Below are 12,936 nucleotides of genomic sequence, written 5' to 3'. Positions count from 1 at the left end.
GGGCGTGGCGGTGTGCGGGGTCTCCGGGGGCCCCGGGCCCCCGGGCGCCCCCCCCCCCCACGTCGCTGACCTGGAAAAACTTCGGGAATTTGTGGACCCCCACCGTGAATGCATATAGAATAAAAGCATGAAAGGGGGAGGGGAGAGACCCCACCCGCTGACCTCTTGGAGACCGACATGCTGCACAAGTACGCGAACCTCAAGATGCGCCAGATCCACCGCAACGAGAACCAGCCGCGCGAGACCTTCAACGAGGAGGCCCTGAACGAGCTGGCCGCCTCGATCAAGCAGCACGGCCTGCTCCAGCCGATCGTCGTCCGCAAGGTCAAGGAGGGCTACGAGATCGTCGCCGGCGAGCGCCGCTTCCGCGCCAACGAGATCGTCGGGAACATCACGATCGAGGCCAAGATTCTCCTCGCCGACGGCGACGACGAGATCAGCAACCTCGACTCCTTCAAGAAGGCCATGGCCGAGAACCTCAACCGCGAGGACATGCTCCCGATGGAGGAGGCCCGCGGCTTCAAGCGGGTCCTCGACGACGAGTACGACGGCGACCCCTCCAAGATCCCCGCCGTCGCCGAGACCTTCTCCAAGTCGGTCCCCTTCGTCAATCAGCGCCTGACGTTGCTCAACCTGCGCCCCGAGATCCAGGCGGCCGTGGACGCCGGCCACATCGGCACGCAGGCCGCCGTCCAGATCGCCGCGCTCTCGCCGGTCAACCAGAAGGCGATCTTCGACGACTGGAAGAAGGGCGACAAGACCGACAACGCGCTCGTCCACATCGCCTACGCCATGCGCAAGCAGGAGAAGGCGGCGAAGCAGGACTCCATGGTCGACGTCGAGGAGATGACGCCTGAGAAGAAGGCCGAGATCAGCCGCGCCCAGGCCAAGACCAAGAGCGACCTCGACACCATCGAGCGCATGTGTGAACTGCTGGAGCGCGTCGCCAAGACCGACGCGATGGAGCTTGCCCGCCTGCTGGAGGGACAGGTCGGCATGCGGCTGGACCAGATCGACAGGGTCGCCAACTACGTCCAGAAGGCCCGCTTCCAGCTCAAGCAGGCCAAGGCCCACGCTGACGCCAGCGGGCTCATGGTCAGCTCCGACGCCGCCGCGCCGGACCTCGTCGGCGAGGCGGCGGCCGCGCTCGCCCGACTGGAGCCCGCGGTCGACGGCGCGAACGAGCAGACTGGCGCTGACGCGCAGGACGAGCCCGTCTCCCAGGAGGAGGACCAGGCGGAGACCGCCGCCACCGAGACGGACGCCAGCTCGGAGAGCGACGCCCCGCAACAGGAGGAGGCGCAGGAGGCCGACGGCGCCGCCGCCGAGCCGGAGCGGGAGGACGCCGGTACCGGCGCCGAGCCCGAGTCGGTAGACCTCGCCGCCTGACCCAACCGCCAGGGGGCGGCCCGCCAGCGGGCCGTCCCCTCCTCCCTGAGAGGCACGACAATGCGGATAGATCCCGACGTTCTCGACGTCATCAGGTCGTCCACCACCGAAGGCCCGGTGCTCCACCTCCCCGGCCAGCTCGACAGCAAGCTCTACCAGCGCGTGAACCTGGCCCTGAGCGCAGTCGGCGGCAGATGGGACCGCTACCAGCGGGCCCACCTGTTCCCCATCGACGCGGCCGACGCTGTCGCCGGGATCCTGAACACCGGCGAGGTAACCACCGACGACGAACGCGGCTGGTACCCCACGCCCGCCCCCATCGTCGACCAGCTCCTGGAGCTCGCCGACCTCACCCCCGGATGCGAGGTCCTGGAGCCGTCGGCTGGACGCGGCGCCATCGCCGAACCCGCCGCCGCCCGCGGGGCTGTCGTCGACTGCGTCGAACTCGACCCGGGCCGGGCCGACCACATCCGCGCCGGCGGCTACGCCCGCGGCGTCACCACCGCCGACTTCCTGGCCGTGCCGGTGAACCGCCAGTACCGGCGCGTCATCATGAACCCGCCCTTCGCCAAGCGGCAGGACATCCGCCACGTCGAAAGGGCCCTTCGCTTCCTCCCGCCGGGGGGCCTCCTCGTCGCGGTCATGTTCGGCAGCCTGATCTTCCATCAGGGCCGGGCCACCCGAGACTTCCTCGCCCGGATCCGGGAGGCCCGTGGCACGGTCACGGAACTGCCGGACGACGCCTTCCCGACCCTTCGCATCCGTACGGTCGTCACCGTCATCCCGGTCCGCGAGGCACCCGAGGCACCTCGCTTCGACCGCCACGCGCCGAGGCCCGAGGACTTCACCGCGCAGCCCCGCGCCGCCCAACAGGCCCTGTTCTTCACCGACGAACCGACCTCGCACGGCACTTTGCCCCTGGCCGGCTTCGGAGGTGGGGAGCCGGTCAGCAAACTTCAAGATCACAACCAGAAATAGATCCCAACACTGAATGGTGCTACGGTCTATCTCGTTGAAGGGAACGGCCACAGCCGAGGAACCGGCCCACCAACATGCCGTGGCATGCGGCATCCCCTCGGTGCCTGACGGGTGGCCAATCCCCCGCGCCCTACCCGTCAGGCACCGGCTCCGCACCGAAGCGAAGCCACCTGTCGCGCCACATCCACGCACGCGAGCGGACCCGCCCCGGCCCAGGCCGACGGCGGGTCCACGTGTACCCGGGAGTGCCATGACCTCGCAGGACTTTCGTGGCCACGCCGACGAGCGTGACCTGTACCGCCGCCTCGTCGCCGAGCGGGACGGCGAGCCGATTAGGCCGGCCGACCGCGGCTCCGAATCCCGGCGGAGCCGTGAACCCGACCTCGACGCTGCCCAACACCGGGCGGAACTCGAAGCAGCCCTCTACACACGCATAGGAAGCAGAGCAGCATGAGCGAGCGGCAGACGACCGAGAAGACCGAGCCCACCCCGCCCGTGCCGGGCGACGTGTGGTGCAAGTCGTGCGACTCCTGGTGCCTGCCCCCTGGGATCTGCCGCTGTAACAACCGCTGATCTCCACGCACACCGAAGCGGGCGCCCACCTCGGGCGCCCGCTTCCGCTGCTCGCTCCGTCAGGACTCGCTCGGGGTCGCCGTCGGCATCGAGGTCACGTCGACCATCACTCGCCTCTTGCGCTGCGAGACGCTCTCCTGGCCGAGCTCGGCCCCGGCCTGCCGCAAGGAGTTGAACACGATCGTGGCCAGAGCCTTCGCATCAGACAGGTCATCAGCAGAGACCTGAACCCGAGTCGGCGCCTTCTGGACCGGCGTCTCGTTCTCAGGCACGCGCTCGGGCATGTGCGGGGGACGACCGAAGAGAACCTCGGCCCGGAGGATGGCGGATGCAAGAGGGCTGCCGACCAACAGCTCGTCCATCATCATCGTGGCCTGGAAGAGGCAGTACGCAACATGGGTCAGCGGCCCATGATCGTCCTTCGGCATACGAAGGCTGATCGAATCGCCCTCCTCGTGCCGGAACCTGCTGGCTCCGGTCGCAGAGGGATGCACGTCAGCTGACATCAATCGGTAGGCGACGTAGGTGTCTTTGTCACCGTAGAGCTGGGTGAGGCGCAGGAACGAGGAGTACTCGCCTCGAAGCGGGTGCTCGTCCCCTTTCGCCGGCAGCTCCGGCTTTTCGACCCAGTCGGGCAGTGCCCACTCTGCCTTCGCAGCTTCCTCGAGCAGCTGATGCCGGTTCTCCCGCCCCTCCTCCTCCCAGGCCAGGACCGTCTCCGGGGCGCCGTCCAGCAACCACTTCAAGGCCAGCGTGTGCTCGACGACCACCCGAGCGAGGGGGGTCGCCTCGCTCGTCAAATGGGCATCGGCAAGCAGGGTCACTCCACGCGCAGTGCGCGCGATCTTGCCCCACCAGCCGAACCCCGCAAGGAAGGCGACCTCATGCTCGGCCTTCACCTCAACAGGGCGGCCAGCGACCTTCTCGAAGGCATCGGCCAGTTCCTTGATCGTCAGATGTGCGGCATTCCGCTCTGCCGCGGTCTTCTCGTCCCCTGCGCTCATGACGTACAGGCTGGCACAGCGCCGTCGACCGTCTAGGGTGGTTTTCCTGTAGGGCGCGGGGAACGGCCTACCAAGGGACGCCTCGTGACCGCGCTCGCCAACATCCCCGAACAGCTCCTCCCGCTCGCCGTCCCCATATCCGAGCTGACGCCCTACTACCGCAACCCCCGTACCGGCGACCTCCCGGCCATTGCCGAGTCCCTGACCGTGAACGGCCAGTACCGCGCCGTCGTCGTCAACAAGGGCACGCACACCGGCCGACCGAACGAGATTCTGGCGGGCAACCACACCGTCGCCGCCGCGCAGCAGCTCGGCTGGGAGCAGATCGCCGCTACCTGGGTCGACGTCAACGACGAGGCCGCCGCGCGCATCGTCGTGGTCGACAACCGGACCAACGACCTCGCCGGCTACGACACCGCCCTGCTCGCCGAAGTCCTCTCCGAGATCCCCGACCTCGGCGGCACCGGCTACGACCGCGAGAGCGTCGACCGGCTCCTCGACGACACATCGCTGCCCGAGACCCTGGAGCTCACCTCTGACGGAGCGGGCACCGGCGCGGCCGCGACCGTCGACTACCTCCAGTGGGGCTACCTCCAGTGGCAGTCCAAGCGGGTCCGCATCACCGCTGAAGAAGTAGAGGCCCTGGATGCCATCTACACGAAGTTCGTCGACGACACGAACAGCGACATGGGCTTCGGCTGGCACGTCCTACAGCAGGCCCACCAGGAGGACGAGACCGCATGAGCAAGGTGCCCACCACGACGTTCCACGAGTCGTACCCGCTCGACCAGCTCCGCCCCGCCGACTACAACCCACGACGCCTCAGCGAGACCGCGTTCATCCGGCTCCAGGCGTCCCTGCGGCGGCACGGCGTCGTCAAGCCAGTCATCCTCAACGCCGACGGAACGCTGGTCGCGGGCCACCAGAGAACCAAGGGACTCAAGGCGATCGGCCTGACCCACACGCCTGCGGTCATGCTTGGTACGAAGGTCCGTCTCCAGGACGAGATCCAGTTCAACCTGCTCCACAACCGTGTCGAGACCGAAGCCAGCGTCGTCTACGCCGACCCTGGCGAACTCGGCGCCTGGTCCTGGATCCCGTGGCAGTCCATCCGCGTCGCCGAACGCAAGAACCTCTCCTTCGTCAACGCGATCGGGCACATGGCCGCCGGCCACGGCCCGTGGGGCAGCGTCGTCATCGACGACCAGGGCCGCATCGTCCTCAACGCCGAGTACGCCGTCGTCGCCGCCATCAACCGCTTCGACCTCCTCGCCTGGACCGTTCCCTCCTCCGAAGCCGCCCAGCTGCACGCCGACCTCACCGGCGAGTACGGCGTCTACGACTGGACCGCCATCGAGGGCAAGGCGCCCGTCTGGAACCAGCACATCGTCCAGCCCAAGCGGCTCAGGCAGTTCTCTTCCAAGGCCAAGGCAGGCAAGCTCGCCTACGGCTCGGAGACCTGGGACCAGCTCGTCACCCCCTGGCTCAAGCCCAGCCACCGCGTTGTGGACTTCGGCGCCGGGTATGGCGACTACGCCAAGCACCTGCGCGCCAAGGGCTTCAACATTCACGACTACGAGCCCTACCGGTGCCGGGACGGCTCGTACGCCGTCGACATCCGGGCCGTCGTCGGCATGATCCGCGACATCGACACCGACATCCAGGCCAACGGCCTCTACGACGTCGTCGTCCTCGACTCCGTCATCAACGCCACCACGACCCTCGACTATCAGCACTGGGTACTGACCACCGTCAACGCCCTGTGCGCGGCCGACGGCGTCGTGTGCCTCGGCACCCGCAACCTCGCCCGCGAACTCCGCGACGAGCAGGCCAAGCGCGTCACCTCGCAGACCGCCACCACGAAGATGAGCTTCCTCGACGAGGACAACGTCGAGATGAACTTCGTCAAGGGCAAGTGGCAGAAGCTCCGCTTCCACACCCCCGAAACCCTCGAACCGCTCCTCCGACGCTACTTCGAAGACGTGAAGGTCATTGACCTCAGCGGCTCCAACATCAAGGCCACCTGTCGCCGCCCCATCCCCCTCCCGAAAGAGGAGTACGAAAGGGCCTTCGAGCAGGAATTCAACATGCCTTACCCGAATGGCTTCCGGCATGACAGGCACCTGGAATTGGTGGGAAATTTGATAAAATTGGTTATAGAGAGGAACCGTTCTCTCGGGAATTGAGAATTCAGTGGGGAATTCATGCCGGAACGAATAAGGGTGGGAATCGAGTCGCGCTCTCGGTACCACATCATGTGGCTCGCAGGGGTGCGCCACGTGGCCCTCGACCAGCACTGCCTGCGGGCCTTCGGGCAACCGGACCGCCCGCGGGTCGACCCGAAGCGTCGGCACCAGCTCGTCGAACTGCCGACGGCCAACCAGCCGCTCGCCTGGTACCTGTGCGCGCTGCCCAACCCCTGGCGATGGAGCGACAACGCCCACCTCGCCTTCGAGGCCGCGCCGGGGGAGAACTGGGAAGGGCCCGCCCTCGTCCCCGGCCTCCAGGTCCGGCTGGAGAACGCTCGCCCCATCACCGGATGGGGCGAGCGCGACATCCCCGCCACCGAAGCCCGCCGGAACTCCCAAAGGTTCCGGACCTGCCGCAACTACCAGTTCGCATGGTGGCTGCGCACGAACCGCGACGCGCCGGATGCGCCGCCGGAGTTCGTGCCGCCCAGGAGGCCCGGCGAGGGTGAGCAGATGACGCTCATGTGAGGCGAGAGCCCGCGCCTCAGAACTCCTGAGGTGCGGGCTCACCGTCAGTGGTGGTCGCGGAACCGACGAATGGCCTCGCGAATCCGCTCGGCAACCTCAACCAAGGTCACGACCAGCCGCTCAAATTCGGTGGCAAGGTTGGCGACGACCCAGAACGAGAGGCTGACGGCCCCTGCGAATGCGAGGGGATCAGGGCGATCACCTCCGAGCTCTTGGCCGTCAACGGCGAGATCCCCGGCCTGCGCCGGTTCGCCCAGCGCGTCGGCGCCACCGTCTGCCCAGGAAACGGCGAAGCCCCGCTGGTCCGGATTTCTCCGGGGCGGGGGCTTCGTGTTGGGTCAGCGCCGCCAGCGTTCCCGGCCGGGCCCCTTGCAGGTGTAGAGCCTGCCGTTCTCCTTGCCGATTCCCGTCGATCCGGGGGTGGAGCAGTAGGCGCCGGGGGTGACGGTGCCGACGCTGCCGCCCCCGTCGGAGCCGCCGGGCGACGAGGAGCTGGAACCGTCCGAGTCGTCGTCCGTGCCGGGCGGCGTCGGGTCGGGGTGCAGCTCGGTGAACTCCGTCTTCGGGCAGGCGGTGCCGGGCGAGGTCACCTTGAGGTACGCCGTGGTGGTCCTCGGGTACTTGATCTCCTCGCCGGCCTCCGGGTCCTGGAAGCAGACGATCCAGTCGTCGACGGTCGCGGGGACGGTGACGTCGGTGTAGGCGCTGTCCGCCTCGATCGCCTGGAGGGCGAGCGGCTTGAGCGTCGTGGACGCCTTCTCGAAGGTCTGGCCGACGACCTTCGGCATCTTTGGGTACGGGATCGGCTCGCCGTCCTTCGCGGGGCACGGCCATTCGTTGCGGACCACGCCGAAGTCGAGCGTGGGCATCGAGCCGACCTTCTTGGCCGCCGAGGTCTGGAAGCACACCCTCCAGTTGTCGTCGTCCCACTGCCCGGCGTCGCCGTCCGAGGCGTCGTGGGAGATTGCGTTGAATCCGGTGGAGTAGGCGGCGGCCTTGGCCGTCTTGAGGTTCTGGCCCACGTAGTTGGGCGGCCCACTGGGTGACGGGCTTGCGGACGGGGTGGGCGTGGCCGTCACCTCGGCCGTTGCCGTTGCGGCCGACTTCGGCTTCGCGTCGCCCTTCGGGTCCTTCGGCGGGTCGCTGAGGAACGGCGTGATGAACCAGAGGCTGGCGAGGACGGTGGCGATGATCTTCTTTGTCTGGCTCCACTGGCTGAGCCACGCGAGCGCGATTCCGCCGGGAGGGAAGATGACCAGCGCCGTGATGATGAGTGCCGGGTGCTGCCACCAGCGTCGGACCGGTGCCGGAGGATACGGGTACGGCGACTGGCCGTACGGCGGGGGCTGCTGGGGGTAGCCGTATCCGGGCGGCGGTTGCGTCAAAGGGTTCTCCCCGAAAATGAAGTGAGCGTCGCTCAACCTGCACAGACTGCGGAAGCTGCCTGCTCCCCAACGCGCAGAGCGAGACGGCAGAGGCCCCGCCGTTGCGGCAGGGGCTGGGGCTGAATGTCTACTTCGCGGGGATGGTCCACTTCTTCGGTTCATCGATCGACGCGGGGGCGTACACGGCCGTGGTGGGGCGTGTTCCCTTGGGCACGGCGAACATGATGTTCCCGCGCACGCAGTCGCCGGCCGCGAGCTTGGCACCGCCCGCAGGGAACTCGGGCTTCGGGCCCCCAGAGGCGAACTCGGAGTCGATGCGGGCGCCGTCCGCTGTCGCGAGCTGCCAGGAGTTCTGGTGAGCCTCGATGTTGCCCTTGACCGAGCAGAGCTTGACCTCCAGGGCCGCCCACTCGTCACCCTTGGCGCCGGCCGAGACTTCTGCCGGGGAGAAGTCGGCGCTCGCGGGCTGGATGTACTTTGAGGCGGTGACGTTCACCTCGACCTCGCCTTGCGGGGGGAGGTTCGTTCGGAAGATGAAGGTGTCCCCGAAGCTCAGCGGCTCGTTCGCCGACGGGGCCGACGTCGTCGGAGCGGCGGTGCTGGGTACGGCCGTGGCCTTCGAGACGGTCGGCTTGGCGTCGGGCTCACCGGAGCCGGAGCAGCCGGTGACGAGAACGGCGAGGGCGGCGGCCGTGACGGACCTGCGTATCACGGTCTGCGCGGGTGTCGGCATGTGAGGACTCCTGGAGACGGGACGTTGAGCGGCGCTCAACATACACAGGAGGTTCACGCTCTGTAGGGTCGGTGTCTGAAATGAGACGACTCAGCGTGGCGGTATCGGCAAGATGAGGGATCATGGGCCTGGGCGCGGGGGCGCACCCGAGCCGTGAAGGACCCCGACGTGGGACGCCCCGACAAGGCCGCGCGTGCGGCCATCGCGCGCCGCCGCTCGGACGCCATCGACCTCCGCCTCGCCGGCGTGGACTGGCTGACGATCGCCCGCAAGCTCGCCGCCGACCCTGCCGTCAACAGCGACGGCATCGCCTACCCGCAGGGGTACGGCATCGAGAAGTACCGAAAGCGCCAAGACCCGCCGAGCGACGAGGCACTGATCCACGCCGCCTGCCGCGATGTCCGTACCGCGCTCGCCGACCGGCGCGCCGAGCTAAACGACGACGTCGACGAACTGCGCGCACTGGAAGCCGACAGGCTCGACCGGCTGTTCTTCGTCGCCTACAAGAAGGCCATCCGCGACCAGGACCTCGCGGCCGTCGACCGCACCCTGCGGATCATGGAACGGCGCGCACGGCTCCTCGGCCTCGACATGCCCGTCCGCACCGAGCTGTCCGGCCCGGACGGCGGGCCGGTACAGGTGGAGAACGCCACGGTGGACGAGCTGGAGAAGCTGATCGCGCTCACCGACCCGGACGCCGAGTGAGGGCCCGGGACAACGCGAGCATCGTCGCCCGATACAAGACGCTGCCGCCAGCACACCGCCGCTCCATAGCCCGGTCCGCCTCCCCGGGGCTGCGGGCCGAGCTCGTACGAGCCGAACGGCAGCTCGCGATGGACCGCTCCCCGGGGGCACTCGCCGCTGTGCTCACCGGGGGCCGGGAGATGCAGGCACCTCACCTTGACCTGATCGACCAGGCGTTCATCGACATGGCCGAGGGGCGATGCGAGCGCGTCATGCTCACCATGCCCCCGCGGCACGGCAAGAGCCGTCGCGCCTCCCGCTGGGCCCCGCTGTGGTACCTGCGGCGCAACCCCGGCCACCGCATGATGATCGCCAGCTACTCCGCCGACCTGGCCGATGACCACGGCCGGTGGATCCGAGACGCCATCCACACCTGGGGCGACGACCTCGGCCTCCAGCTCAAGCCCGGCAGCCAGGCCGCCAACCGCTTCGACATTGTCGGTGGCGAAGGCGGACTCCTCGCCGCCGGCATCGGCGGAGGCCTGACCGGACGCGGCGCGCACATCGCCATCGTGGACGACCCGGTCAAGGACATGGCCGACGCCGACTCCCCGACCATGCGCAAGCGCGCCTGGGACTGGTGGACCTCCGTCGTGCAGACCCGCCTCGAACCAGTCGGCGCGATCTGCCTGATCCAGACCCGCTGGCACGAGGACGACCTCGCCGGACGCATCCTCGCCACCGAACGCGACGCCTGGCGCGTTATCGACCTGCCCGCCCTGGCAGACAGCCCCGACGACCCGCTCGGCCGCGCGCCGGGAGAAGCCCTGTGGCCCGAACGCTTCACCACCGCCCACCACGCCAAGACCCGCAAGCGCGTCGGCGAACGCGTCTGGGGCGCCCTCTACATGCAGAAGCCGCGCCCGCCCGCGGGAGGCGTGTGGCAGCGCGAGTGGATCGACAACGCCCGCATCAATGCCGTGCAGTTCTCCGGCCTCGACATGGCGCGCATCATCGTCGCTGTTGACCCCGCTGGCGGTGAGAGCACCGTCGGCGACGAGACTGGCATCGTCGGCGTCGCCCGCGACTTCGACCGGCAGCTCTACGTCGTTGCCGACCGGTCCGGCTCGATGGGCGCGAACGACTGGGGCCTGGCCGCCTGTCGCCTGGCCCTGGAACTCAAGGCCGACGCCATCGTGGTGGAGAAGAACTATGGCGGCGACATGGCGAAGCAGGTGGTCACCCAGGCGTGGGAGCAGCTGCGCAGGGACGGCGTCACCAAGGGCCTGCTCATGCCGATGATCCTGGAGGTCACCGCGAAGGTCGGAAAGCGGCTCCGCGCGGCGCCCGTGGCCCAGCTGTACGAGCAGCAGCTCGTCCACCACGTTGGCGAGTACACCGAGCTGGAGGACCAGATGGTCACCTGGGTCGAAGGGATGGACAGCCCGGACCGCATGGACGCCGCCGTGCACGGCCTTACCGAGCTGGCCGACCCCGACCAGCTCGACACACTCCCGCCCGGCTCGGACGACGACCGCTTCGACGGACGGCGATGACACCGACCGGCAAGCGACCTTGAGACGGAAACGGTCCCAGGAGGAAACGGACCATTGGCACCTCGATGTTCGGGCGCCTTCGGGACCACCCTCGTCAACGAGCCTGTCATCGTCAGCGTGACCCGGTACCTCGTCCGCGTGGCGCCAGCAGGTGGATCGTGCCCGTGGGAGTGAACAGCTGGGATCTGACCGGGGGCGGTGCCCTACGGTGAGAGTGGGAGGTCGAACCGACTGGTCAAGCTGGCTCGCTCTCCCTTGTGCCCCGCTCCTTTTGGTGCGGGGCACAGCACGTTCCCGTGGAGGTTACGGGGCGGGGGTGTAGTGGACGACGGTGGTCTCGCATGCCTCCGCGTACACGGCCAGGGCGTCGGCCTCAGCTTGGTCTACGGTGAGTCCCCAGCGGAGCTTGGTGGCGACCCACTCCGAGGTGTACCGGCAGTGGGAGTCCAGCAGGGGCGGCATCCACTCGCGCGGGTCCTGGTCGCTCTTGGACCGGTTGGTTCGGGCGGTGACGGCGACGAGCGAGGTGGCGGCATCCTGGTCGTTGGCGTATGCCTCCCGGCGCTTCGCATCCCAGTTCGAGGCCTCAGCTGGCAGGGGGCGTCATTCGAGCCGTGCAGTATTCCTGCCTGACGCTGGTGGCTGAGCAGTCCGAAGTGCGGCCGCGGCCTGGCCAGGAGGCCCCAACGGCGTTGCGGTCCGGGGAGGTCCGACGTCGTCGAACCACAAAGTGACGAGCAGGGTGCATCGCCAGCACACGTCGCAGTCTGGCGAGAGCGTCCAGGTAAGGGTGCTGGGCTGGAGCTGTTGGCACTCTGGTCGTAGCTGGAAGAAATACCGTGGCAAGGAGCGGTTCCCAATCTCCGGCGATGGTGAGGTAGCTGCAGAACGGCACGGATGCCACGCTGTCGACAGGAGTGTCGACGGCCGTGACGGTGTGCCAGCCGCCGACCAGGGAAAGGCTCGGGACAGAAGGAGCTCGCTGCTCTGGCGGAAATATCCGGCACTGGTCGAGTCGAGGTCAAAACGTAATGTGGACACCTCGCTGCCGCCGGTAAGATCATTCTGCTTATTCTTCGCCAGCGAGAGATGCCGGGAAAGACCATGAAACTGCGCAAGGCCGCCCTTCCGATCGCCGCCGTCATACCGGCCCTGCTCGTCATGTCCGCATGCAGCGGAGAATCCTCGGATTCCGACTCCAAGAAGCCGAATCCGAGCGCGAAGAGCAAGCAGAGCGCCGAGGAGAAAGAGGCCGCCGAGGCGAAGCGTCTGGGGGCGTTCGACGGAAAGGCCCTCGAAAAGGCCGCCATCACCGGAAAGACCGCGGGCTTCGACGCCAAGAAGATCGCCAAGGCGGACGTCGAGGCCGGCCGCGGCATGGAGGCCGACAAGAAGGCCTGCCAGCCCCTCGCCAGCCTCGTCGGCGGCTTCACGCACGTCCCCGCCGTGAGTACGGTGCACCGCTCCCTCCAGCCCGTCGAGGCCGCCAACGCGACCGTCGGCTCCATGTGGCTCGCCTCGCACTCCGCGGACAACGCCACCCGGGTGATGAAGGAGCTCCGCACGGCCGTCACCGAATGCCCCAAGGGCTTCAAGACCCTGGGCCTCACCTACGGCAAGGTCGAGAGCCTCCCGGCGCCGAAGCTCGGCGACGAGGCCGTCGGCTACCGGATCACCGGCGACATCGGCAAGCAGAAGGTGCCGATGACGTACACGGTGGTGCGCAGCGGGGGCGTGATCGCGGCGTTCTACGGGGTGAACATGCTGGACCAGAAGAAGGCCGCGATCCCGGAGCCGGTCGTCAAGGCCCAGCTGGAGCGGATCGCGGACGCTACGGGCTGACACCGCCACGGTAGGAACGGAAAAGGGCCGTCCCCCCGGCACCCCCCACGGGGCGGCCCCCGGGGCATATAAACA

13 protein-coding genes and 1 pseudogene are annotated in these 12,936 nt (G+C 68.2%); 10 read left to right on the top strand and 4 right to left on the bottom strand.

Translation table 11 applies throughout. From position 1 onward, the window contains the following. The first annotated feature begins 177 nt into the window (after positions 1-177). The 4 genes from ACWFR1_RS36595 (at position 178) to ACWFR1_RS36580 (ending at position 2,940) form a co-directional block, all read left to right on the top strand. Positions 178-1,389: a ParB/RepB/Spo0J family partition protein gene (locus ACWFR1_RS36595; RefSeq protein WP_453559439.1), complete on the top strand. Its 1,212-nt coding sequence runs from the start codon at positions 178-180 to the stop codon at positions 1,387-1,389. A 60-nt stretch (positions 1,390-1,449) separates the two neighbouring features. Then, a complete protein-coding gene (locus ACWFR1_RS36590; RefSeq protein WP_453559436.1) occupies positions 1,450-2,367 on the top strand; it encodes a class I SAM-dependent methyltransferase in 918 nt (305 codons plus the stop codon). A gap of 250 nt (positions 2,368-2,617) precedes the next feature. Beyond that, positions 2,618-2,821 carry a hypothetical protein gene (locus ACWFR1_RS36585; RefSeq protein WP_453559434.1) on the top strand — a complete coding sequence of 68 codons (204 nt, stop codon included), beginning with the start codon at positions 2,618-2,620 and terminating at the stop codon, positions 2,819-2,821. Next, positions 2,818-2,940 carry a hypothetical protein gene (locus tag ACWFR1_RS36580; RefSeq protein ID WP_453559431.1) on the top strand — a complete coding sequence of 41 codons (123 nt, stop codon included), beginning with the start codon at positions 2,818-2,820 and terminating at the stop codon, positions 2,938-2,940. The genes ACWFR1_RS36585 and ACWFR1_RS36580 overlap by 4 nt, the downstream gene beginning before the upstream one ends. Positions 2,941-2,999: 59 nt before the next feature. Here the strand turns inward: ACWFR1_RS36580 and ACWFR1_RS36575 are convergent, their stop codons facing one another. Next, positions 3,000-3,944, bottom strand: a complete 945-nt coding sequence (locus ACWFR1_RS36575; RefSeq protein WP_453559429.1) for a DUF5677 domain-containing protein — start codon at positions 3,942-3,944, stop codon at positions 3,000-3,002. Between the two features lie 84 nt (positions 3,945-4,028). On the opposite strand from ACWFR1_RS36575, the gene ACWFR1_RS36570 reads away from it, so the two are divergent. From ACWFR1_RS36570 to ACWFR1_RS36560, 3 genes are all read left to right on the top strand, one after another. After that, entirely contained in the window at positions 4,029-4,688 is a 660-nt protein-coding gene (locus ACWFR1_RS36570; RefSeq protein WP_453559426.1) for a ParB/RepB/Spo0J family partition protein, read from the top strand. Further along, the gene (locus ACWFR1_RS36565; protein WP_453559423.1) at positions 4,685-6,130 is read left to right on the top strand and encodes a methyltransferase domain-containing protein; all 1,446 of its coding nucleotides are present in this window, start codon (positions 4,685-4,687) and stop codon (positions 6,128-6,130) included. The genes ACWFR1_RS36570 and ACWFR1_RS36565 overlap by 4 nt, the downstream gene beginning before the upstream one ends. 93 nt (positions 6,131-6,223) lie before the next feature. Further along, positions 6,224-6,661, top strand: a complete 438-nt coding sequence (locus ACWFR1_RS36560) for a hypothetical protein (RefSeq protein ID WP_453559420.1) — start codon at positions 6,224-6,226, stop codon at positions 6,659-6,661. Positions 6,662-6,999: 338 nt separating this feature from the next. Here the strand turns inward: ACWFR1_RS36560 and ACWFR1_RS36555 are convergent, their stop codons facing one another. Next, positions 7,000-8,046, bottom strand: a complete 1,047-nt coding sequence (locus ACWFR1_RS36555) for a PASTA domain-containing protein (RefSeq protein ID WP_453559418.1) — start codon at positions 8,044-8,046, stop codon at positions 7,000-7,002. Positions 8,047-8,173: 127 nt separating this feature from the next. Further along, positions 8,174-8,779 carry a hypothetical protein gene (locus ACWFR1_RS36550; RefSeq protein ID WP_453559415.1) on the bottom strand — a complete coding sequence of 202 codons (606 nt, stop codon included), beginning with the start codon at positions 8,777-8,779 and terminating at the stop codon, positions 8,174-8,176. A gap of 168 nt (positions 8,780-8,947) precedes the next feature. Here ACWFR1_RS36550 and ACWFR1_RS36545 point away from each other — a divergent pair, with 168 nt between their 5' ends. Next, entirely contained in the window at positions 8,948-9,484 is a 537-nt protein-coding gene (locus tag ACWFR1_RS36545) for a hypothetical protein (RefSeq protein WP_453559412.1), read from the top strand. After that, positions 9,481-11,019, top strand: coding sequence for a terminase large subunit domain-containing protein (locus ACWFR1_RS36540; protein ID WP_453559409.1), 1,539 nt, complete (start codon positions 9,481-9,483; stop codon positions 11,017-11,019). The genes ACWFR1_RS36545 and ACWFR1_RS36540 overlap by 4 nt, the downstream gene beginning before the upstream one ends. 303 nt (positions 11,020-11,322) lie before the next feature. Here the strand turns inward: ACWFR1_RS36540 and ACWFR1_RS36535 are convergent. Next, positions 11,323-11,604: pseudogene (locus tag ACWFR1_RS36535) on the bottom strand (HNH endonuclease); the annotation flags it as partial. Positions 11,605-12,123: 519 nt separating this feature from the next. Between ACWFR1_RS36535 and ACWFR1_RS36530 the strand changes: the two are divergent. Next, complete coding sequence (locus ACWFR1_RS36530) at positions 12,124-12,861, top strand: hypothetical protein (protein ID WP_453559406.1); 738 nt, start codon at positions 12,124-12,126, stop codon at positions 12,859-12,861. Positions 12,862-12,936: the final 75 nt, after the last annotated feature.

The sequence above is a fragment of the Streptomyces sp. NPDC055103 genome (assembly GCF_053607625.1).
This window is presented reverse-complemented; position numbering and strand designations above follow the sequence as displayed.